The sequence below is a fragment of the Streptomyces sp. NRRL WC-3742 genome (assembly GCF_000720635.1).
Lineage (GTDB): Bacteria > Actinomycetota > Actinomycetes > Streptomycetales > Streptomycetaceae > Kitasatospora.
Genome location: NZ_JOCF01000009.1, coordinates 81088 through 103272 on the forward strand (window position 1 = coordinate 81088; position 22185 = coordinate 103272).

27 protein-coding genes are annotated in these 22185 nt (G+C 70.5%); all 27 read left to right on the forward strand.

Going from position 1 to position 22185, the window contains the following annotated elements:
- The first annotated feature begins 198 nt into the window (after positions 1-198).
- The 27 genes from IH61_RS0107900 to IH61_RS0108040 all read left to right on the forward strand — a co-directional run bounded on the left by IH61_RS0107900 (position 199) and on the right by IH61_RS0108040 (position 22182).
- On the forward strand, positions 199-1677 hold the full coding sequence (locus IH61_RS0107900) for a hypothetical protein (protein WP_051836502.1): 1479 nt from the start codon (positions 199-201) through the stop codon (positions 1675-1677).
- Positions 1677-3137, forward strand: coding sequence for a phage portal protein (locus tag IH61_RS42670; RefSeq protein WP_031067031.1), 1461 nt, complete (start codon positions 1677-1679; stop codon positions 3135-3137). Before IH61_RS0107900 ends, IH61_RS42670 begins: the two co-directional genes overlap by 1 nt.
- Positions 3097-3948 carry a hypothetical protein gene (locus IH61_RS42675; RefSeq protein WP_158844782.1) on the forward strand — a complete coding sequence of 284 codons (852 nt, stop codon included), beginning with the start codon at positions 3097-3099 and terminating at the stop codon, positions 3946-3948. Before IH61_RS42670 ends, IH61_RS42675 begins: the two co-directional genes overlap by 41 nt.
- A gap of 7 nt (positions 3949-3955) precedes the next feature.
- Positions 3956-4456, forward strand: a complete 501-nt coding sequence (locus IH61_RS0107915) for a hypothetical protein (RefSeq protein WP_031067035.1) — start codon at positions 3956-3958, stop codon at positions 4454-4456.
- A gap of 116 nt (positions 4457-4572) precedes the next feature.
- Positions 4573-5550, forward strand: a complete 978-nt coding sequence (locus IH61_RS0107925; protein WP_267884001.1) for a P22 phage major capsid protein family protein — start codon at positions 4573-4575, stop codon at positions 5548-5550.
- Positions 5551-5553: 3 nt separating this feature from the next.
- Positions 5554-5988, forward strand: coding sequence for a hypothetical protein (locus IH61_RS40515; protein ID WP_051836507.1), 435 nt, complete (start codon positions 5554-5556; stop codon positions 5986-5988).
- 26 nt (positions 5989-6014) lie between these two features.
- Positions 6015-6368 (forward strand): hypothetical protein, encoded by a 354-nt coding sequence (locus tag IH61_RS0107935; protein WP_158844785.1) that lies wholly within the window; start codon positions 6015-6017, stop codon positions 6366-6368.
- Positions 6349-6636, forward strand: coding sequence for a DUF5403 family protein (locus IH61_RS0107940; RefSeq protein ID WP_031067047.1), 288 nt, complete (start codon positions 6349-6351; stop codon positions 6634-6636). Before IH61_RS0107935 ends, IH61_RS0107940 begins: the two co-directional genes overlap by 20 nt.
- The gene (locus IH61_RS0107945) at positions 6633-7061 is read left to right on the forward strand and encodes a hypothetical protein (protein WP_158844789.1); all 429 of its coding nucleotides are present in this window, start codon (positions 6633-6635) and stop codon (positions 7059-7061) included. Before IH61_RS0107940 ends, IH61_RS0107945 begins: the two co-directional genes overlap by 4 nt.
- Before the next feature lie 20 nt (positions 7062-7081).
- Positions 7082-7678 carry a hypothetical protein gene (locus IH61_RS40520; protein WP_051836510.1) on the forward strand — a complete coding sequence of 199 codons (597 nt, stop codon included), beginning with the start codon at positions 7082-7084 and terminating at the stop codon, positions 7676-7678.
- Between the two features lie 707 nt (positions 7679-8385).
- On the forward strand, positions 8386-8583 hold the full coding sequence (locus tag IH61_RS0107960; RefSeq protein WP_031067055.1) for a hypothetical protein: 198 nt from the start codon (positions 8386-8388) through the stop codon (positions 8581-8583).
- Positions 8544-9083 (forward strand): hypothetical protein, encoded by a 540-nt coding sequence (locus tag IH61_RS0107965; RefSeq protein WP_051836512.1) that lies wholly within the window; start codon positions 8544-8546, stop codon positions 9081-9083. The genes IH61_RS0107960 and IH61_RS0107965 overlap by 40 nt, the downstream gene beginning before the upstream one ends.
- Positions 9084-9094: 11 nt before the next feature.
- Positions 9095-11329, forward strand: coding sequence for a phage tail protein (locus IH61_RS0107970; protein ID WP_031067060.1), 2235 nt, complete (start codon positions 9095-9097; stop codon positions 11327-11329).
- Between the two features lie 418 nt (positions 11330-11747).
- Positions 11748-12542: a phage distal tail protein gene (locus IH61_RS42680; protein WP_051836514.1), complete on the forward strand. Its 795-nt coding sequence runs from the start codon at positions 11748-11750 to the stop codon at positions 12540-12542.
- A gap of 14 nt (positions 12543-12556) precedes the next feature.
- Positions 12557-13708: a hypothetical protein gene (locus tag IH61_RS0107980; protein WP_031067064.1), complete on the forward strand. Its 1152-nt coding sequence runs from the start codon at positions 12557-12559 to the stop codon at positions 13706-13708.
- Complete coding sequence (locus IH61_RS0107985; protein ID WP_031067066.1) at positions 13708-14877, forward strand: hypothetical protein; 1170 nt, start codon at positions 13708-13710, stop codon at positions 14875-14877. Before IH61_RS0107980 ends, IH61_RS0107985 begins: the two co-directional genes overlap by 1 nt.
- On the forward strand, positions 14874-15395 hold the full coding sequence (locus tag IH61_RS0107990; RefSeq protein ID WP_031067069.1) for a hypothetical protein: 522 nt from the start codon (positions 14874-14876) through the stop codon (positions 15393-15395). The genes IH61_RS0107985 and IH61_RS0107990 overlap by 4 nt, the downstream gene beginning before the upstream one ends.
- A 90-nt stretch (positions 15396-15485) precedes the next feature.
- Positions 15486-17135, forward strand: a complete 1650-nt coding sequence (locus IH61_RS42685) for a LysM peptidoglycan-binding domain-containing protein (RefSeq protein WP_051836515.1) — start codon at positions 15486-15488, stop codon at positions 17133-17135.
- Positions 17135-17377: a hypothetical protein gene (locus IH61_RS0108000; RefSeq protein ID WP_031067075.1), complete on the forward strand. Its 243-nt coding sequence runs from the start codon at positions 17135-17137 to the stop codon at positions 17375-17377. Before IH61_RS42685 ends, IH61_RS0108000 begins: the two co-directional genes overlap by 1 nt.
- 41 nt (positions 17378-17418) lie before the next feature.
- Complete coding sequence (locus IH61_RS0108005) at positions 17419-17703, forward strand: hypothetical protein (protein WP_031067078.1); 285 nt, start codon at positions 17419-17421, stop codon at positions 17701-17703.
- Positions 17704-17831: 128 nt separating this feature from the next.
- Entirely contained in the window at positions 17832-18527 is a 696-nt protein-coding gene (locus IH61_RS0108010; RefSeq protein WP_031067080.1) for a hypothetical protein, read from the forward strand.
- A gap of 182 nt (positions 18528-18709) precedes the next feature.
- Positions 18710-19210, forward strand: a complete 501-nt coding sequence (locus IH61_RS0108015; RefSeq protein WP_051836521.1) for a hypothetical protein — start codon at positions 18710-18712, stop codon at positions 19208-19210.
- Positions 19207-19395, forward strand: coding sequence for a hypothetical protein (locus IH61_RS0108020; protein ID WP_031067087.1), 189 nt, complete (start codon positions 19207-19209; stop codon positions 19393-19395). The genes IH61_RS0108015 and IH61_RS0108020 overlap by 4 nt, the downstream gene beginning before the upstream one ends.
- A gap of 479 nt (positions 19396-19874) precedes the next feature.
- A complete protein-coding gene (locus tag IH61_RS46820) occupies positions 19875-20063 on the forward strand; it encodes a hypothetical protein (protein ID WP_158844793.1) in 189 nt (62 codons plus the stop codon).
- A 107-nt stretch (positions 20064-20170) separates the two neighbouring features.
- On the forward strand, positions 20171-20968 hold the full coding sequence (locus IH61_RS0108030) for a hypothetical protein (RefSeq protein ID WP_031067088.1): 798 nt from the start codon (positions 20171-20173) through the stop codon (positions 20966-20968).
- Between the two features lie 79 nt (positions 20969-21047).
- Positions 21048-21800, forward strand: a complete 753-nt coding sequence (locus IH61_RS0108035; RefSeq protein ID WP_051836523.1) for a hypothetical protein — start codon at positions 21048-21050, stop codon at positions 21798-21800.
- Between the two features lie 85 nt (positions 21801-21885).
- Positions 21886-22182, forward strand: a complete 297-nt coding sequence (locus tag IH61_RS0108040) for a hypothetical protein (protein WP_031067095.1) — start codon at positions 21886-21888, stop codon at positions 22180-22182.
- The last annotated feature ends 3 nt before the right edge of the window (positions 22183-22185 follow it).

The following is a 22185-nucleotide window of genomic DNA, read 5'->3' on the forward strand; positions in this document are numbered from 1 at the left end:
GATGCTACTGGACTCGGAGGTGGCGCGCTGCTCACCTACGAGCCGGTCCGCACCATCGCGGACACCGTCCCCGACCGCAACAGAACGCTCGCGGGCGAACTGCTGCGCTGGAGCGCCCACGCATTCCGGCCGGACTGGAAGTACACCCCGGAGCAGTGCCGCATCCTCGCGCGCTGGTACGAGCTGCGCGACGACGCCGTGCCCGAGGACCCGAACGACCCCGAGACCTGGGGCCGGGCCTTCCGCTACGAGTCCGGCACCCTGCGCCGCCTCAAGGGCTGGGGCAAGGACCCCGCCATGGCCTCGGTCTGCGCGCTGGAGTTCGTCGGCCCGTGCCGCCTGGTTGGCTTCCGTGCCGACGGCTCGCCGATCGGCGGCCCACCGGCGGAGAGCTGGGTGCAGATCTTCGCGACGGCCGCCGGCCAGAACGTCAACACGATGTCGGCTTTCTCCACGATCTTCAGCCAGGCCGCCGTCGACCGGTACGCGATCAAGCTCGGCCAGGAGGTCTGCTACGCCTCGCAGACCGACACCGACGGAAGGCAGTGCCGCCTGGAGGCGAAGGCCAGTTCCTTCCGCGCTGCGGAGGGCGGGCGCCCATCGTTTTCACTGCTCAACGAGACGTGGCACTGGGTGGCCGCCACCGGAGGCCCACGCCTCGCAGCCACCATCCGACCCAACGCCACCAAGGTCGGCGGGCGGACGATGGAGATCACCAACGCCCCGGTCATCGGCGAAGAGTCGGTCGCCGAAGGCACCTGGTACGCCTGGGAGAAGCAGCGCGACGGCGTGAACAGGGACGCCGGTATCTACTACGACTCGGTGGAGGCCCCGCCCGGGGTCGATCTCGCCGACGAGCAGCAGCTCCGCGCCGCGATCCTGTGCGCCCGGGGTGACTCGGTGTGGATCAACCCGGACCGCGTGATGAAGGACATCTGGTCCGCATCCACGTCCGAGGACGAGTCCCGCCGCAAGTACCTCAACCAGCTCTCCAGCCACGATGACGCGCTGGTGGAGCGCGACACCTGGGACCTGGCCACGGTCGAGCCCGCCGACGGCATCAAGCCGGGCGAGCGGATCGTGCTCGCCTTCGACGGCGGCAAGACCGACGACTCAACCGGCCTGCTGGCCATGCGCGTTCGGGACAAGCTGGTCCAGAAGCTCGCGCTGTGGGAGAAGCCCGACGGCCCGGCCGGCAAGCACTGGGAAGTGGACGGCCAGGAGGTCAACGATATGGTCGGCCACGTCTTCCAGAAGTACACCGTCGTGGCGTTCTTCGCCGACGTCGCCGGGTGGGAGTCCTACGTCGCCGACTGGTCGGAGAAGTACGGCAAGCACCTGCTGATCAAGGCGTCCGGCAAGTCCTCGGTGGGGTTCGACATGCGCGCCAACCAGCGCGAGATCACCACCGAGCACATGGCGCTGGTCGGGGCGATCGAGACGGTGGCCCTGCCGCACGTGCGGGACTACTCGCTCACCCGCCACGCCCTCAACGCCCGCAAGCGCCCGAACCAGTACGGCTTCTCCTTCGGCAAGGAGAGCCGCGAGTCGAAGCTGAAGGTGGACCTCTACGCCGCCATGGTGCTGGCCTGGATCGCCCACCGCCGCCTGACCGAGAGCGGCAAGCTCAAGCCCCCGAAGCAGCCCGGAACGCTACAGACCCGAGGAGGGTTCTGATGTCCCTCCCCGTCGTGATCAAGCGTGCCCGCCACGCGAAGTCGCTGATCGACCGCGATTACGACCGGCTCAACCTGGTCGATCGGTACGCCCGTGGCCTGCACCGCGCCCCGTGGATGCCGGCCAAGGCGAACGCCGAGTTCAAGGACCTGGTGAAGCGCTCGATCGTGAACGTCTCCGGCCTGGCGGTGGAGGCCCCGCTGAACGCCCTGCGGGTGCAGGGCTTCCGCAAGCCGGGCAGCGGTGAGAACGCCTACGAGTGGCGGTACTGGCAGAAGAACCGGCTGGACGAGCGGCAGAACGCCGTCCACCGCGCCGCCCTCACCTCGGGGGCCGCGTACGTCGTCGTCACCCCGGACCCGCGCAAGGGCCGCAAGGAGCCGGTGATCCGCGCCTACGACGCGATCAACACCGTTGCCGTCTACGCCGATCCGGCGTGGGACGAGCACCCGGTGTACGCGCTGCACGTGCCCGAGCAGCAGCCCGACGAGGACCGCACGCTCGCGTACCTGTGGGACGACGTGGCGAAGTACACCGTCGATCTGGACGCCGAACCGGACTCGGCGGTGCTCACCTCGGAGCCGCACGGCATGAACGTCTGCCCGGTGGTGCGGTTCTCCCCGGCGGTGGACCTTCGGGGCCGCACCCGGGGCCTGGTGGAACCGCTGATCACCCCGCAGGACCGGCTCAACCAGCACTCGCTGTCGCTGCTGCTGACCGAGCACTGGGGCGCCCACGCGATCCGCTTCGCCACCGGCCTCGCCCCGAGCGAGCGCCTGGACCCGGAGACCGGCGATCCGCTGCGCGACCCGGAGACCGGCGAACCGGTCTACGACGTGCCCTCGCTGGACCCGTCCACCCTCCTGATGGCGCCCAACAGCGACGCGAAGTTCGGGCAGCTCCCGGCGATGCCCACCTCGGATCTGCTGGCCTCCCGCCGCCAGACCATCGAAGAGATGATGGGCCTGGCCGACGTGCCGCCGCACTACCTCGCCGGGTCGAACCTGGTGAACCTGAGCGCGGACGCGCTGGCCGCAGCCGAGACCTCGTTCAAGCGGTTCCTGTCCACGCTCCAGGACTCGCTGGGCGAGTCGTGGGAGTCGGTGTTCCGGCTGTGCGCCGTCGCGGCCGGCCGGGGCGAGATCGAGCAGGACGAAAGCCAGGTCGAGTGGGCCGAGAAGGCAACGCGCTCGCTGGCCCAGGCCGCCGACGCGATGGTCAAGCTCATGCAGCAGGGCGTCCCGCTCAGCGTCGCTCTGCGCAAGGTGCCGGGCTTCAGCCAGGCCGACATTGACGAGGCGGTGAAGGCCGCCGAGGAGGCCGCCCGCAAGGCGGAGGCCGCCGAGGCCGAGGCACTGAAGCAGCAGAAGGAGGCGAGCAGTGGCGTGGACTCCCAGAACCGCCGAGATCCTGCGGGCGGTGGCCGCGTACCAGCTCGCGCAGGAAGCGCTGGCCGGTGAGTTCGCCGCCCGCTGGGCCGAGGTGCTGGCCGCCGTCGAGGCCCGCCAGGTCGCCGCGTCGCTGACCGAGCTGGAAGCCGAGTGGTCGGCGGCGATCCGCGAATCCGCGGCGGCCTCCCACGCGCTGTCGGCCGCCTTCTACCGGCTGGTCCGGGCGCTGGAGACCGGCCGCGTGATCGGCGGCCCCGGCTACCGCCCGAACTCCTCGCTCGGCTCCCTGTGGGCCGACTTCAACCAGGCCACCGGCAAGCGGACCGGCTCCGGCCCGCGCGAGGTGCTGCCCGTGGACACCCGCAACCCCTTCCCCGCCGCCGACCTGGCGCGCGAAGCCCGCAGGGTTGAAGAAACGTTCCGCCAGGAGGTCACCGCCCGTGTCGAGAAGCACGAGCGCGAACGCGCCGGCCGCCAGGGCTCGGCCGCACTGGACGACCCGGAGCTGATCGCCTGGGAGCGCGAGTTCCTGGACTCGCTGAAGACCGGCAGCACCGGAGCGGGCGGGATGCTCGTCCAGGACGCCGGCCGGACCATGATCCACACCGCCCTGCAGGACGACCCCGGGGCGATCGGCTACTACCGCAAGACCGACAGCTCGCCCTGCTACTTCTGCGCGCTCATGGCCGCCCGAGGCGCGGTCTACAAGTCCAAGCGCACGGCCGCGTTCGGCGCTCACCCGCACTGCCACTGCCAGGCCGTCCCGATCTTCTCCCGCCGCTACCGCCTGCCGGCCGAGAACGAGATGTTCGCCCGGATGTGGCGCGAGTTCGGGGGCGGCTCGCTGGCCGACTGGCGCACCCACTACACCAAGACCTAGGAGAGACGTGCCCGAGACCCTCACGCCCGAGACGCCGACCCCGGCCGAGGCGATCCCCGGCGGCGTGGTGAACCCGGCCACCCCGCCCGCAGCTCCCGTTCCGGTTGAGCTGACGGATGCTCAGGAAAACTCGAGCGAGCCGATCGTCCCGAAGCCGGGGGAGCCGGACTACAAGGCGCTGTACGAGAAGATGCAGGCCGACCTGGACACCGCCCGCGAGCGCGGCCAGGAGGCCGGCGTCGAGGCGGACGAGCTGCGCGCCCAGGTCGCCCAGCTCCAGGAGCAGGCCCTTCGGGACCGGATCGCCGCCGAGTACGCCCTGCCGCCGGTCCTCGCCGCCCTGGTCCAGGGCTCCGACGAGGCTGCCGTCCGCGAGCATGCCGAGCAGCTGGCCGCCGTCGCCGCCCCCAAGCCGCTGCTGGGCGCGGGCGGCCTGACCCCGCACTCCGAGCCCGACCCGTACAAGGGCCTGGCCGAGAAGCTGCGCCTGCGCCGCTTCGGTATCTGACCTTCCCCATCCGCACATGAGGCCGCCCTGTCCCGGGGCGGCCTTCCGTCTTCCCGAGGAACAGCGCCATCTCTCTCAACCCCGCACGTGCCAACGCTTTCCAGAACCCGGACAAGCTGGTCCTTCAGGCCATCGCCAACCTGAAGGACACCGTCCTGCTGGCCCACAAGTTCGACCGCCGGGCCGCCGAGGAGTTCGTCAACGCCACCGGCCAGGTCATCAACATCCGCCGCCCCGCCCGTCTGAAGGGCGCTGAGGAGCGGATCGACGCCAAGCGCAAGTTCGCCGACCCGACCACGTGGATTCAGTCGGAGAACCTGAACGAGGGTCTGTTGACGGTCAAGCTCGACACCCACGCCTACTCCGCGGTGGACCTCTCCGACGCGGAGCTGTCCCTTGACCTCCTGTCCTTCGGCGAGCAGGTCATGGTCCCGCAGGTGGACTCCATCACCGAGCGCCTTGAGGACAAGGTCGCCAGCGCGATGAACGAGTTCCCCGACGTCGCCGCCACCGCGAAGATCCCGGTGGACCTGACCAAGGCCACCAGCGACGAGCAGGCCGGCCAGATGATCCGCAAGAGCCTGGCGCGCCTGCGCGTGCAGCTCAACAAGGAGAACATCCCCGCCGAGGGCCGCACCGCCGTGGTCGGCTCCGAGGCCGCGTACTACCTGCTGAACGACCCGAACATCACCAAGGCCAACGAGTCCGCCAACAACGGCGCGGCCCTGCGCCAGGCGACCATCGGCAACCTGTACGGCTTCGACATCGTGGAGTCCACGAACGACGTCCTCGCCCCACTCGGCGTCTACGCCTTCCACCGCTCCGCGATCCAGCTCGTCTCGGGCGCGCCGTCGGTCCCGGAGTCCGCCAAGGGCGGCCGGCAGACGGCCGACGGCTTCGCGCTGCGCTGGATCAAGGACTACAACAGCGGCGCGGCCATGGAGCGCTCGTTCCTCAGCTCGTACTGGGGCGCGACCCTGGTCACCGACCTGAAGAAGAACGAGACCAACTGGCAGGACCCGAAGAACCTGGTCAAGGTCCGGGGCATCCGCGTCACCTTCACCGGCGAGCCGACCGCCACCGCCACGAAGTAAGGGGTGAGCGTGGCGCTGGACGTCGCCGACCTCTTCAAACGCCTGGGCAAGCCCGCTCCCCCCACCGGCACCCCGGACTGGGAGCGAGCCAACGCCGCGCTCGAAGACGCCTTCTGGGTGATCGCCGCGCAGGGCCACCCCGCCTGGACCCCGCAGCGCCACCCGGCCGTGATCCGCTCGCTGGCTCTGGCCGTGGCGGACCGCCGCTTCCGCAACCCCGAGGGGTACGTGCAGGAGCAGGCCGGAGAGGTCTCCTACCGGATGCCGGACGGCTCCCCGATGGGCCTTGCCCTCACCCGGGGCGAGCAGGCCCTGATCGAGCGGGTGGCAGGCCGCGGTGGCCTCAAGTCCGTCCAGGGCCGTCGCTCTGCCGTCTCGCGCGGGCTGCGCACCGGATACCCGTTCCCGGACCCCGAGGACTCCTGGGGGCTGGTGTGAGCCTGCTGGAGCGCGGGCGCACCCGCGTGAGCGTCCACACGGTCCGCTACGTCGATGACGGCTACGGCGACCGTCGGCCGGCACCCGGGCCGAGCGCCACCTACGCGGCGTGGGTCCAGCCGGTTGGCGACGCCGCAGGCTGGCGGGCCCCGGTCGGCGCGCAGGTCGGCTGGTCCCCGCCGATCCGCCGCAAGATCGTGTTCCCTGCGGACGCGGTGATCGACAAGTGGTCCGCCGTCACGTTCGAGGACGAGGGCGACCCCGGCACCCGCTGGGCCGTGGTCGACCCGCCCCGCGCCCACCACGGCGCTTCCGACCGGATGAGGTTCGTGACCGTGATCGTGGAGGGCGGTGGCCAAAGTGGCGGAGACCCGTCCTGACCTGGACGCCGTGATCGCCGCCCTTCCCGGCGTGATGGGCGCCCTCAAGCTGGAGGCCGAGGAGCGCAAGGCCCGCGTCACCGCGAAGGCCGCGCTGCACATCGACACCGGCCAGTTCATCGCCGGACTGAAGATCAAGCGGCACGCCAAGGGCTACGCCATCGTCAACGAGGACCCCTTGGCGGCTCACAAGAACTGGGGCGGCTTCAACCACCGCGCCCACCGCGAGGTGGACGGCATCCACGCGATGGAGGCCGCCCTGTGGTGAGCGGCGAGCCGTACCTGATGCCCGACTCCGAGCGCATCGTCCTGGACGCCCTGCGCGCCGCCCTGCCGGGCATCCGGTGCGCGGTCTACCTGCCCACCGACTGGCAGCCCGCGCTGCGAGCGGCCGGCGGCCTGGTGATCGCCCGCCGGGTGGGCGGGGTGATGAAGGACAAGCGGTACGTGGACGAGGGCATGTTCACCGTCCAGACCTACGCCACCACCCGGGCGGACGCCTCGCTGCTCGCCCGCCGGGCCCGCGCCGGGCTGGTGCGCCTGACCTTCGAGCAGTTCGGCAACGCCGAGGGCTACCTCTCGCACTTCCGCGAGGCCACGGGGCCGTTCATGACCACCGACCCCATGACCGAGGCCCAGCCGGACTTCTACCGGTTCTCGGCCAACTACATGATCGCTACAAGGCCCCGCTGACGGGCCGGAAGGGAGTCAGCTTGGCTGCTGACGACGCCCCGGTCCTGGTACCGGGCACCGGATACATCTACGTCGCCCCGCCGGGCACCGCACTGCCGGACCTGAGCAAGGGCTTCGACCCGAAGGACTCGTCCAAGTGGGGCCCCGGCGGCCTGACCTGGAAGTCCATCGGCAACACGTCGCTGGACAACGGCATCGAGATGAGCGCCGACGGCGACGAGCCCGAGGTGCTGGGGTCCTGGCAGAACAAGAGCCTGAAGACCACCGACCCGAGCAAGACCTACGCGGTGACGATCAACCTGTCCGACTTCACCGCCGAGTCCTACAAGCTGTACTACGGCACCGACAAGGGCCTGGACAGCAAGGGCCTGTTCTCGATCCCGAGCAGCCCCGCTGCGCAGCCGCGCGCGCTGCTGATCGCCGCCGTGGACGGCGGCAAGGCCGTCGTCTGGCACTACCCGAAGACCAGCATCATCGGCGCGGACGCGGTGAAGGTCGACCCCGCCGCCCTCACCGAGATGCCGGTGAAGGCCACCGTCGTGGCCCTCAACCAGTCCGCTCCGCTGGGCACGGTCAGCCCGGTGTTCGACCTGGCCGCCGGGCTTCAGGCCGCCTGATCCTCCCTGTCGGGCAGCTCCTCCTTTTCCGGCAGCCCCCTTCGGGCCGGAACCTGGCCTTTCCGCAGCTCCGCCTTGAACTTGCGGAGCGCCCGAACCGAGACGATCGCATCTTCGAGCAACGAAGGAATCCACCGCCGGAGCACCAAGCGGAGGACAGCGGCACCGCAGACAACAGGTGCCAGCCAGCCAGGAACGTTCACCACAACTCCCCAGATCTGGCAGCAGATCGGGAGTCGACCTGTTCAAGGGCAGGCTCGATCCGACCTACCGCGAACGGTAAGTGAATCGAGACCTGCCGGTGCAGGTTCTCGGGGAGGCGCTGAGTACCGACCAGCACCCTTCAAGCACCCCCAAAGGGGGTTGTTCTCGGTCCGTGGTGATCGCTTCCCCCGCGACCACTGACCGAGAACACCGGCTCTCGAACAGCAATGCGCGGGGTCAGAACGCTTTGCCCTGCGCCCTGAGCAGTTCGGTTGAATGTGTGAGGCAGCCAACCCCACCCACACCAATAGTTTCGTGACTATTCGTCACCTCTGTCAAACTCCCTGGAGATCCCCCTGAGCACCACCCTGGACTACGCCGCTCTCGCCGCCGAGGCCGAGCGCAAGCACACCGGCAAGGGCGTCAAGTTCGTCGCCAAGAACGGCAGGAAGGTCCGCCTGCGCCGTATCGAGGCTCTGCCCGGCGGCGACCTGAAGACCGCGATGGCCCTGCTGGACGTCGTGCAGTCGAAGAAGGTCAGCAACGAGAAGCGGATCGACGCCATGAGCGGTCTGCTGGTCGCGGTCGCCTCCGACAAGAAGGCCATGCGCGAGTCTCTGGACGCGCTGCCGCTGGAGCAGACCATGACCGTGGTCGAGCGGTGGATGGAGGAGGCCGCGCCGGGGGAAGCGGCGGCCTGATCAGGCTGCTGGACGAGCACGGCGCGGAGATCACCGCCGACCTGCGCCGCTACTGCGGCGTGGACGTCCTGGACTGGTTCCGGGGACGGCACTCCGCCCGCTTGATCCTCGCCCTGATCGGGACCTTTCCCGACGACTCGGCGACGCTGGCCGCACTCCGCGGTGGCCGTGAGGCCCTGGGCTGGGACGCGGCCACCTACGTTCTCGCGGACCTGGTGGACGCCGTCCAGGCGCTCACCCACGTGCAGGTCGCCAAGGCCGCGAAGAACCCCCGCAGCGTGGAGCGGCCGAAGCCCTACCCGCGTCCTTACGCCCAGAAGACCCGCCGGCCTTCCGGCACCAGCCCCTTCGCCGCCGCCCTCCAGCGCGAGGTCGGCCAGGGTGGGGGCCCGGTGCTCGCCGAGGCGTCAGCCCCTCTTGCAGAAACGTTCCGCCTACCGGCGGCCGTGCTCGCGCGCTCCGCCGAGCAGGTACGGCCCGCACCGGTCCGACTCACGTAGGAGGTGAGCCGATGGCCGGTCCCGGCGGCAAGGAAGTCGGGCGCGTCCACGTGCGCGTCTTGCCGGACACGGACGGCTTCCGCCAGCGCCTGAAGCAGTACCTGGAGATGCTGGAGAAGTACACCAAGCTGAAGGTCAAGCTCGACCTTGACACCACGGGCGTGAACGCCCGGCTGCGGGAGCTGACCCACGACCGCAGTGTCCGGGTCAATGTCTTCGCGGACACGGCCGAGGCCGCCGCGAGGATCGCCGCGCTCACCCGCGAGCGAACGGTCCGCATCCGGGCCGAGGTCGACACGGTCCCGGCGGACGGGCAGATCCGCCGGTTCACCGGCCGCCGCTGGCGGCTGGGCGTCAACGTCCATCTCGCCCGGGGCGGGTTCGAGCGGGTCAAGTCGGGCCTTGCGACCCTGGGTTCGGGGGTCGCGGAGATCGGCCGCAACTTCGGCCGGCTCTTCACCCTCTCGATCGAGCAGACGGCCTCCGCTCTTCAGGGCATCGGGTCGGGCATCAGCTCGGCAGCCCAAGGGGCCGTCGGGATGGCGGCCGGGTTCGCCCAGACTGCCGCTGCCGCGCTGCCGCTGCTGGTGCTGGTCACGGCCATCGCCTCCTGGGTGACGGTCGTCGCCTCCGGGCTGATCGCCGTCCTGGCGCTGGCCGCGCTGCCGGTCCTGCCGCTGGGCCTGGCCGCCGTCGCGGCGGCGGGCAACATGAAGAAGCTCGGCAAGGCCGCCGAGTCAGCGATGACCAGCGCCTCGGAGGCGCTGCAACCCGCCACCGCGCGCATTCGCGACGAACTCGGCGGTGCGGTCAAGGACGTAACGCGCTGGTTCCGCCAGGCCGAGCCCGAGTTCAAGGCGTTCTTCGACGCCGGGGCCCAGTTCGTCCGCCCCATGGTGAAGTCGGTCACCGACTTCACCGACACGCTGTTCCCCAAGCTGACGGCGGCGATGACCTCGCCGGGGATGAAGGCGTTCACCGAGCAGCTGCCGGTGGCGCTGGTCGCCCTGGGGGCCGCCCTGGGGGACTTCTTCCTCACCCTGTCCAATGGGGGAGGTCAACTCCAGCTCATTCTGGGCCCGTTGGTCGGTCTGCTCGACGCCTTCCTTCAGGGGATCGCCTCCCTGGCGGTCGCCTTCGCGCCCGAGATCGCCGCGTCGATCAGCTGGTTCGCGGACACGCTGCGCCAGTTCTTCGCCGTCTTCAAGGACAACGCGCAGGCAACTGCCGCCATGATGCGCCTGGTTGACCTCGGGCTTCGCGCCCTGGTGGTCAGCTTCTCGGTCACGATGCAAGCCTGGGACCTGCTGGCCCAGGGGGCCGTGGCCGCCTGGCACGCCGTCCAGTCAGCCTGGGACGGAGTCACCTCCGCCACCTCGTCCGCCTGGTCGTCCGTGCGTTCGTGGACGTCCGACACCTGGTCGTCCGTGACGTCCTGGGTCTCGGACGCGACGTCGTCGGCGGGCTCGGCCGTGGCCGGGGCCTGGTCGTCCGTGCGCTCGTGGACGTCCGACACCTGGGGGTCCGTGACCTCCTGGACCTCCTCGTCCTGGGGGTCGGTGACCTCCACCGTGTCGTCGGCGGCCAGCTCCACGGGCTCCGCCGTCGCCACGGCCTGGCGCAACGTCCAGTCGTGGACGTCGACCGCGTGGCGGTCCTGCGTCGAGGCGGTGGGGTCGGCCTGGTCGGACATCTCCGGCGGAGTGTCGTCCGGGATCGAGACCGTGGTCGGCTACGTCGCCAGCCTGCCGGGCAAGATCGTCTCGGCGATCGGCGACCTGGGCTCGCTGCTGTACGAGAAGGGCAAGTCCGCGATCCAGGGGCTGGTCAACGGCATGAAGTCGATCAACGTCGGCAGCATCGCCTCGGGGATCGTGGACGCGATCAACCCGTTCAAGTCCAGCGCCCCGTCCTCCCCGGCCGTGCCGCCGCCGATGGCAGCCGTGCCGCTCGCGCCGAAGGCCGCGCCGCTCATGCTCGCCTCCCGCAAGGCCGCGCCGATGCCGGCCGCCTTCGCCAGCCCGCTGGAGCAGGCCCTTCGCCCGGTCACCTCCGGGCTGCGCTCGCTGGACACCTACAGCTATGGCCAGCGCGCCGCCGCCGGCCTGCGCCACCCCGACCCCGCGTCCAAGGTCGCAGGCCAGGCCCGCTACGGGCCGCACATCACCGTCAACGCCCGCACCGACGCGGACCCCCACGAGATCGGCAAGGCCATCGCGTGGGAGCTGAAGACCTCGGGGAGGTAGCGAGATCGGGGCTGTTCCCCCACCGTTCGTCAGCGACGTCACCGCCCACACCGCCCGCGTCTTCTACACGAAGACGCCGGGCGCGTGGACGGACGTCGAAACCACCAACACCAAGACCGGCAAGGCGCATTACGACGCCGAAGACCCCACGTGGCCGGGCACCGCCCTGGTCGGCGACGGCGGCCCGCTGGGCGACGACCCGCCGCTGGAGCCGGACACCGAGTACCGGGTCCGCTACCACACCACCGGCACCGGCCTGGACGCCTGGTCCGAGGCGGTCACCTTCCGCACGCTGCCCGACCTGCCCCCGCCGAAGCGCCCGGACATCGGCCCGCAGCCCAGCGCCCGCAACCCCTACACCGGCCAGCCCTGGACCGCGTCGTGGGGCGGGCTGCTGCTCGGTGAGGACTCCTCCGTCGTGCTGGAGGAGGTGGCCGGCCTCCTGGACGCACCCGACGTGCGGACCTCGGACGCCGAGCTGCTTCAGCGCGACGGCCTGATGCCGGGCACCGACTACATGGGCGCGCGCACGGTCACCCTGACCATGCTCGCCCTGGACGAGACCGAGGTCCCGGACCTGCTGGCCGCGTTCGCCCCCGGCGGCGACGAGCAGCCGTTGGAGTTCGCGTTCCCCGGGGTGGCCGGCGGCCGGTCCCGGATCATGGCCCGGGTGCGCAAGCGCGCCGTCACCCTGGACAAGGAGTTCCACGCGGGCCGCCGCCGCGTCACGGTCGAGCTGCTGGCCACCGACCCGAGGCTGTACTCCGCCGACGAGGCGCGGGCGAGTGTGGCGGTGGCCGTCCCCCGAGGCGGCCGGCCGATCTTCCCCCTCACGTTCCCCTTCGACATGGGCACCGGCCCCGCCGCCGGTCTGGTCCCGGACATCGACAACCGGGGCTCGGTCGACACCTGGCCCGTCATCCGGATCACCCCCGCCACGGGCGAGATCCGCGACCCGTCGCTGACCCTCGTCCACAACGGAGTGCGCCAGCGATTCGCCACCCGGGGACTGCGCGTCGGCCGGGGCGATGCCCTGGTGATCGACATGGGGCGGCGGCGCATCACCCTCAACGGCGCGAGCCGTTTCGGCCAGGTCGACCCGACCTCGCTCTGGTTCTCCGTCCCGCCCGGCGGCAGCACCATCCAACTCGATGTACTGGAAGGCCCCGACGGGGTCACGGCGGACGTCGCATGGCGCTCCGCCTGGATGTAAGGACCCCATTTCTCTTGGCTGTTGAACTCCGTGCCCCGCTGTTCGTCCAGCAGGGCCGCTACGACGCACTCGACCTGCGCACGATGATCGGCGGAACCCGGGGCGCCCACGTCGGCGTCGCCGGGCCCGCCGCCCTGCTGGTGGAGAAGGTCGACAACCCCACCCCCCGCGTGTCCGTCGCGGCCGGTTCCGTGTGGCTGCCCGACGACGTGGCCGTGTCCCACAAGGGCGCGGTGCACTTCGCCAACCTGGACGCCAGCATTCAGCTCCAGTGCTCCACCCCCAAGCCCGGCGAGGCCGCCCGCCAAGACCTGGTGGTCGCCTTCGCCGACCCCGACGCCGCCCCCACCGGCCCGCTGCTGATGGACGTGAAGACCACCGCGGACCGCTTCATGCAGCCCGTGAGCTTCGCCGCCGACGGCACCCCCTACGCCCCCCGGGCGGCCTCCGGCACCCAGGTCACCAAGGAGGGCGGCAAGGGCTGGTCGGTCGCCGTGCTGGCCGAGTCCACCCCGGGCGCGAAGGACTGGCCGGTGCCGTCCAACTGCATCCGCCTCGCCGTGGTGAACATCGCCGCCACCGGCATCACCGGCATCGAGGACCAGCGCTTCGTCGTCGCCGGGCAGCTCGACACCACCCCGCTGCGCCAGCTCCGCACCGCCGGGGCCCAGGGCATCGCCCAGGCCGCCGTCGGTGCCCCGGCTGGCAGCCTGGTCTACGACTCGGTGAGCACCGCCCTGCACAAGGTCACCGGCCCTGGTACCACCGCGCCGGTCGTGCCCGGAGCCGTGCGCCTGGACGCCTCGTACCAGGCTCCCGAGAACGCGTGGGGAGGTGAGGGCTGGCACACGTTCACGGCCCCGGCCGCCTCGTACCCGCGCCTGGTGACCATCAGGTTCGAGTGCACTTACCAGGGTGACTTCGGCGAAGGCTGGATCACTCCCGTGGTGTTCGGGCACGGGGAGAGCCGCCGCGCCGGGCGACCGCAGTACGTCCGCGCGGGCGATGCCCGCGACGCGCGCGGATCGGGCACCATCAGGGTCCCCGCCGGGACGCCGATGAGCGTCAGCACCACGTGCCGCCCCGACAACACCGCGACCAACAACGTGAAGCTCAAGGCGGCGTGGACCTCCTACGCCGAGGCCGTCACCGTCCAGGCGGCCTGATGGCAGACGAGTACCGCGTGATCCTCTCCGAGTTCAAGGGCGGCCGGCTGCTCGCCGAGCTGCCCGTCTCGGGCCTGTCCTTCAGCTCCATCCTCAACGCCCCCGGCTCCGCGAGCTTCAGCGTGCCGCTGGCCGCCGAACCCCTCGCCGGGCTCGACTGGTCACTGATCTCCCCGTGGCGGATCACCGCCCACGTCCAGCGCGGCAGCCGCGTCCTGTGGGGCGGCCCTCTGCTCACCTGGTCGGTCGACCTGGCCGCCGAGGAGATGACGCTCGACTGCGTGGGCCTGTGGGAGTACTACCGCCGCAACGTCGTCAACCTCGGGTACTCCACCGGCACCACGGCGCGCGAGCAGACCACCATCGCCCGCGAGCTGATCCAGCAGTTCGCCGACACCCCCTCGCCGGTCGCCCCCGGCCAGCCCGGCTACTGGGGCAGCAACGGGCCCGGCGCGCTCACCTTCGACCCCGACCTGGTGACCATGAAGCGGGAGCGCACCTACCCCTGGTACGAGTGGAAGTCGGTCGGCGAGGCCGTCGAACAGCTCGGCGCGGTCATCAAGGGCTTCGACTTCCGCATCGACCACGACTGGGACATCGACGCCCGCGTGATCCGCAACCGCTTCCGGTTCCTCCACCCGGCCGGAGGCGTGGACACCGGCATCGTCCTGGAGCACGGCACCAACTGCACCGTCACCACCGTCACCGCCGACGGCGACAAGATGTGCACCGAGACCGGTGTCAACGGCGCTGGCGAAGGCTGGAGCCAGCTCAAGAGCTGGTGGTACAACGGCCCGCTGGAGACCACCGAGGGCCGCCGCATCCCGCGCCTGTCCGCCGTCGAGACCAACAACTCGGTGGTCCGCGTCGAAACCCTGACCGCCCAGGCCGAGCGCATGACCGCCGTCGGCGCGTTCCCGCTCATCGTCCCCGAGGTCACCCTGCACCCGGGCGGCGAGTACACCGCCGCCGAACTGCGCGTCGGCCACAAGATCCGCGTGCGGGCCCGCACCGCCCGCTGGCCCGGCATCGACGCCCAGTACGTCATCCAGGAGATCAACACCAAGGTCACCCGCAACGGCGAGGAGACCACCCTCGCCCTCGTCCCGACCACCGTCTTCGAGCGCGTGGACGACTGGGTGAAGGGAGACCTCGTGATGGCCGCATGACCGTCTACGGCCGCCCCACCCTTGCGGACGAGTTCCAGACCATCGGCACCCGCCTGTCCGCGATGGAGCGCACCGCCAGCGCGCTCGGCGCTGTCCTGCCGATGACCCCCTACCGGCCCGGCCTGGACGTCGCCACCACGTGGCGCGCCGCCGCCACCATCCCCACCGCCGGCATCGCCCACCCCGTCATCCGCCTGGACTGCCGCGTGGCCGCCAAGCAGGGCGCGAACGTCTGGCTCCGGCTGTTCGACGTCGACAAGGCCCGCGCCGTCACCGCCGAGTGGCAGTACACCGGCGGCGCGCTGAACAACGGATGGGTCCGCCTGGACTGGCTGCTGCCCACCGGAGGCGGCCAGCCCGGCGAGTGGCAGCGCCTCCTCCTCCAGACCAAGACCGACGTCACCGGAGGCGGCACCGTCGACCCCGGCGTGGCCATCGCGCTGCCCCTCAACCAGGCCCCCGCCGCCACCGAGGCCGGCACCTGGACCCCCGTGCCCATCCCACCCGGCTACGCCTGACCCACAGCTGCAACCCGCGCAGCAGCCCCGCCCTGAACTCCCGGGCGGGGCTTCCCTGTTGAAAGGACCCGTTTCATCTCCCGCGAAGCAATGATCACCGAGGCCACCAAGTGGGCTGACCAGAACTACCGGGGCGGCCTGAGCCCGAACGGCAAGTACTACGACACCGTGTTCGGCCGCTGGTACGCCCCGGGCTTCAACCACGAGCCCTTCTGCGACATGTTCGTCAGCTGGTGCGCCGACAAGGGCGGCGAGGCCGCAGCCGTCGGCCGCTTCGCCTTCTGCCCCTCGCACGTCCAGTACTTCCGCAACAAGGGCCAGTGGCACGGCCGCGACGAGGAGTTCCGGCGCGGCGACGTCATCTTCTTCACCTGGGACGGCGGCCCGACCGCTGACCACGTCGGCATCGTGCTGGAGGACTCCGCCCCCGGCCAGAGCGTGAAGACCGTCGAAGGCAACACCGCCCGGGGCGACGGCGCGGGCCAGGGCTCCGGCGGCTACGTCGCCCGCAAGATACGCCCCCGCTCCGTCGTGCTCGGCGTCGGCCGCCCCGCCTACACCACCAATGGCGGCACCAGCACCCCGAGCGGCCAGGCCGTCACCATCAACGGCAAGCTGTACGGCCCGGGTGCACGCGGCGAGCACATCACCGCCATGGGCCGCGCCCTCGTCCGCGCGGGCTGCTCCCGCTACACGGAGGGCCCCGGCCCCGTCTGGGGCAACGCGGACACCGAGTCCTTCCGGGCCTGGCAGCTCAAGCTCGGTGACACCGACAGCGCCGACGGCATCCCCGGCCCCAAGCAGCTCGCCCGCCTCCTCACCGAGTACGGCAACCCGCCGCAGCCGCCGGCCACCCGCACCTTCACCGTCCGCCGGGGCATGACCCTGGGCGGCATCGCCGTGGCGCTCGGCACCACCGTGGCCGGGCTGCTCTCCCTGAACCCCCAGATCAGCAACCCCGACCGGATCACCGAGGGCCAGCAGGTCACCGTCCCCGCCGCGCCCGCTGCTCCGGCGACCGCCGCCCCGCAGCCGAGCGGCGACCCGGCCCCGGCCGAGCCCGCGACGCCTGCGGAGCCGTCGGTGCCGGGCGACGCGCAGCAGCTCTACACCGTCGTCCCCGGTGACACCCTCTGGGACATCGCTGCCGCCCAGCGGATCACCCTGGAAGCCCTGATCGCCGCGAACCCGGCCACTGCCGCGAACCCGGACCTGATCTTCCCCGGCCAGCAGCTCATGATCCCCGCCGCTGCCACGGAACCCGCCCCCGCTCTGTGCCCCGTGACGGCTCCCGCCTCGGACACGGTGACGGCCAGCGAGCCGACCCCCGAGCCGTCCGCCCCGGCGTCCGAGGAACCGGCCGACCCGGCACCGGCCACCGACGAACCGGCCGCCCCGAGCACCGGCTACTCGAACGACCTCCCCGGATGGATCGAGGAGGCCCGCGACATCCTGCGCGCGAACGGTGACCTCGTGCCGTCCGCCGCCGCGATCGAGCACCGCGCGATGGCCGAGTCCAGCGGCAACCCGCTCGCCGAGAACCACTGGGACAGCAACGAGGCGGCGTACGGCGGGACTTACGGCCTGCTCCAAACGATCCGGCCGACCTTCGACACCTACGCGCTGCCCGGCCACCGAGACATCCTCAACCCGGTCGACTCAATCATCGCCGGAGTCCGCTACGCGAACGCGAAGTACGGCAGTTTCGAGTCGATCGCCTGGAATGAAGGGGGCTACTGATGGCCGACGACGAGCGGCTGGGCGGCGTGGTCATCGGGCCACGCGAGATCTACGACCAGCTTGTCGGTGTCCGTGAGGACGTCCGCTCGCTGGCGCAGAGCAGCCAGGCCGTGGAGCAGACGCTCAAGGACCACGAGGACCGCGTCCGCGCTCTGGAGCGCTGGCGCTACGGCGTCGTCGCCTCCGGACTCGCCGGAGGCACCGCACTGATCACTGACGTGGTCGCACGACTGAAGGGCTGAGCACCATCGAGAACCTGAAGACCTGGATCACCGAGAACCCGGTGAAGGCACGGTCAGCCATCGTCGCGGCGTTGACCGTGCTGGGCACCGTCGTACCGAGGCTCGCCGGGATCGAGACCAACGAAGCCGTCATCGGCCTGCTGCTGGCCGTCGCCGCGATGGCCGGCGGACATTCCGCGGGTAAGCGGGTCGTCACGCACGAGACCGACGCCGCCCGCACCGAGGCCGCTCGTACGGCAGCGCTCGCCGAGTGCTGCCCGTGCCCGCACGCCGACCAGGAACCCGCCGCCCCGCCGCAGGGCGACGGCATGAAGAGCAAGCGGTGAGAACCGTGGCCCCGGCTCGTCTTCGGACGGGGCGGGGCCTTTTCTCGTTGCTGCACGGGCCTGTGGTGGAATGGAAGGCTGGCACCGTTGGTTGCAGCACGGTCCCGCCCGACTGACGAGAGGAATCCATGGCCGCGAGGAAGCTGTCCAAGGCGAGCTGGCAGGACGTCCCCGGAGCCCAAGAGGTCATGGACCGGGCCCTGCCTCTGGCCCGCTCCGTGCAAGCGCGCGAGTACGGGCCCCTTGCGACCGTCGTCTTCGAGACTGCGTTGCTCTTCACCAACGCGGACGGCCTTCCCGACCTGCGCCGCGAAAGCTATGCGGCCCGGATGTGGATGTCAGACCTCCTGGACGGCATGGGCCTTAAGCCCGTTCCGGGCGACTCCGCAGAGCACCGGAAGAAGCTGAAGGAGGACCGCGATACGGCTTCGCGGGCCGTCCGTGCCGCAATGTCCCAGGTCCGCGTCGACTACATCCGCAGCTTGGACGACGACCCGGTGCAGCGGGAGGAGCGGTTCCCAGGACTGGCGTCAGCCGACGAGATCTTCGCGTACTACCGGATCGTGCCGCAGGCCCAGAAGGAGATCGTCTCCGCGAACCGTCGGGCTCTCCAGGTGGCCAGCCGAATCGCCTTCGCCGAGGGCGACGACTTGGCGATCCCCCCGGCTCGCAGTCCACAGGTGGTCCGCAGCTTCCGGCTGGCGCTGGACACCCTCACCCCGCAGACTCTGGCGTCCCTGGACACCGAGACCCGTGACCAGCTCCGCGAGGAGCTTCAGAACACCCGTGCCGCGCTGCTCGCGCTGGAGAATGAACTCAGCTGACGCCAGCACCCCGGGCCCCGCTCTCCCCACCAGGGAGGGCGGGGCCTTTTCGCGTTCTCGGCGCTCCGTGGGCCGGGTTGTTAACCGGGGCGGCTCAACCCGGTTGACCACGGAGAGAGGAAACGCGGATGAACGGGATTGCCCTGATTGGCCGGGCTAGGTCCGGGAAGGACACGACGGCCTTGATCCTGCGGGAGTACGGGTTCACCCGGCTCGCGCTGGCCGACCCCCTGAAGGAGATGGCCTACGCGGTCGACCCGGTGGTGAGCTACGAACTGCTGGGCGTCAACGCTCCGGTACCGCTCACCCTGGCCGACGCCGTGAACCGCTACGGATGGGAGGAGGTCAAGGACCGGTTCCCGGAAGCGCGCCGGTTCCTCCAGCGGCTCGGCACCGAGGGCATCCGCCACCACGTCGATCCGGACCACTGGATCGACCGCTGTCTCAAAGACGCGCGCCTGGTGCTCGGCCCCGTCGTGGTGACGGACGTGCGCTTCGACAATGAGCTGAGCGCGCTGCGGGCGGCCGGGTTCAAGGTCTGGTTCATCGACCGAGGCACCCCGGCCGGCGATCACTCCAGCGAGCAGTTGGGGCCCGGCCGCGCCGACCTGGTCATCCGCAACACCGGTACCTTCTCCGACCTCGCCGATCGCATCCGCCAAGCCTTGGAGGCCACCACATGACCCTGCGCGACCGCTTCGACTCGATCGACCGCACCGCAACCGCCATCGAGAGCGTGCTGTTCATCTACAACCCGGTGCCGGACGTGCTCACAGCGGATGAGCGCGAGGCCGACGAGCAGGCCGCGACGGCCCGCGTCGAGGCAGAGGTGCCCGGTTACTCGGACACCCTGCCGCTGTTCCGATAACTGTCGCCGAACGATTCAAAAGCTGCTATTTTGGACGCTGTCGGATTTCTCTGGCAGCGCCCAGTGAAGGCTCTTGAAGCATTAGTGCCTAGACGCTATTCAGCGAAAGTTATATAACTTCCGCTGCGCATTGCTTAACTCTATGAGTGGGCCTATGGTGCTGCATTGCAATATGAGCAGAGTGGATGTCGACTAGGCGGCTGACCTGCTCGAATGGATTGATCGCCAGCGTGTTGGCGCGCTGGCGCGCTCGCACGCTGACCGGCCAGGCGAGGACAAGGCACTCGATGTCTTTTTCACGGTACCCAATACCTCGCTAGGGCCTCTGAGCTGGCTCAATGCGTAGCCGAACAAGCGTGATTTGGAATAGGGGCTGACGGGTCGTAGGCTGCCGTCAAGCGGAACGGGCCACCCCCGCGCAATGGGAGTGGCCCGCGAGTTCCGTGCGGACTGACATCCACAGAAGGGAACACCCCATCATGTCACAGCCTCCACCTGCTGCCCCCTCGCGCGGCGACCGCCCGATCACCTGGAAGGACGCCGCCGTGTACGGTCACGGGGCCCTGGTCGCCGCATCGCTCCACCACCAGCTCGGCTGGCCGATGGACACGGCCATGACGGTCGGCATGACGGGCCCGGTGCTGTGGGCCATGCTCCGGCGGCGGTAGGCACCCCCGACCATGGGTGAAATAAGTAAGTAAGTAACTAACCATCAGCCCCGGCTGTCTTCGAGACGGTCGGGGCTTTTGCATGCCCGCAACAGAGAAGAGACCACATGTCCGAAGGCGTCCGCACTGTCCACCAGCGGGGTTCCCGCTACTACGTCCACCCGGAGTCGGGCGACCTCGCGCCGTCGGTGACGTCCATCTTGTCGATGGAGGCCAAGCCCTTCCTTCAGGACTGGTCGGCCGGCATGGCGGCCGAGTGCGCGGTGACCGACCTTGAGGTGGTCCAGCGCATCGCCGCCCGCGACCGCCAGGCCGCCATCGACTTCCTGAAGTTCGCGGCGAAGAGGTACACCAAGGTCCGAGCCGACGTCGGCTCGCTGGTGCACGACTACTTCGAGCTGCGGCTGCGCGGCGAAGAGGTGCCCTACCCCCATCACGACGTCGAGCCGTACGTGCCGCACATCGAGGCGTGGCTCGACCGCTACCAGCCCGAGCTGCTGTACGCCGAGGATGTGGCCTGGTCGCGCGAGCACGAGTACGCCGGTTCCTTCGACTTCATGGTCCGGATCAACGGGAAGACGATCCTGGGCGACCTGAAGACGTCCAAGTCCGTGTACCTGTCGGTGGCGGCCCAGCTCGCGGCCTACGCCCACGCGGACGACCTGATCACCGTGGACCGCACGATCCAGGCGTTCCCGAAGGTCGACGCCGGGGCGGTACTGCACATCACCCCGCACCGGGCCGAGTTCCGACCGGTGAAGATCGACCGCGAGATCTTCGAGCGGTTCCTGACCCTGCGCAGGCGCTTCGCCGACGACCGCGCCTCCGACGCCGGGATCATCGGCCGCGTCGCGTGGAAGAACGAGGCCGGCCACCTGACCGGCACCGCCCGCCGCGCTGCCTGACCGGGCTGTTAACCCTCCCGCCTCATTCATCACGGGGCCGACCGACCGGCGGCCCCGCCCACGACAGAACGGACCACACTTGAGCGACGCACTCGACAACATCTTCGCCAGCGACCCCGAGCTGGCCGAGCGCGCTGAGCGCGCCGAAGCAGCCGCCCGCCCGGACCTGGCCGGCGTCTTCCGCAACTACGAGGCGGCCCCCGACGGCGGCTTCCCGATCGCCCAGCACCAGTGGATGGTGACCACCGCACTGCCGGTCACCGCTGAGGCCGTGGCCGAGCTGCTGGGCGGCACCCCGTACGAGCGGGAGACCGAGGCGGAGGACGCCATGGCGGTCAAGACCGACGCCGACCGGGTGGAGATCGTCATCGACGGCCCCGAGGCCGTGAAGCTGGACTTCAAGCAGTGGGTGAACGGCAAGCTCGCCCACCACTGCGACACCCGTACCTTCCTGTCGCCGCCGGAGGACGTCGGCGTGCCGTGCCGCTGCCCCGGCACCATCGCCGAGCTGAAGGACCGCGCGAAGGCGGAGCGGGGCCCCAAGCCCAGTCTCGAAATCGACTTCACCCTGCCCCACGCCCTGGAGCTGGGCCGCTTCCGCTACAAGTCGTCGGGCTGGTCGCTGATCCCCGAACTGCCCGCGCTGAAGGGCGCGCTGGCCCGCTCCGGCGGCCCGTCACTGGCCCACCTCATCAACGAGCGGGTGCAGTACACGAGCAAGGCCGGACGGGACGTCGACTACCAGAAGGCCACAGTCAAGGTCATCAAGCCGTACGGCGACGCCATCGCGGACAGCCGGTCGGCCGCGATCGAAGAGGAGCCGCCGTTCTAACCGGCGCTCCACCCCACCAACACACCAGCGGGACCGGCTTCTTCGGAGGCCGGTCCCGCTCCCGTTTCACCGGAGAGAGAACCCCGTGCACACCCCGACCAGCGCCGAGCCGATCCCGGCCCGGCTGATCAACCCCCTGTCCGGCACCGACCGCGCGCAGGAGATCATGCGCTCCGCGTTCCGCGTGACGGCCCGCTCGACGTCGGCCGGCACCCGCAACTCGCAGGCCCGGCTCACCGAGCGCAAGGTCTACGCCATCCGCCGCGCCGCCGACCTGGGCGCCAGCCTGTCCGCCCTCGCCGAGGCGTTCGACATCTCGGAGCGCGCCTGCCGCCACATCGCCCGCCGGACCTCCTGGGCCCATCTGCCGGAGAAGGACTGAGCG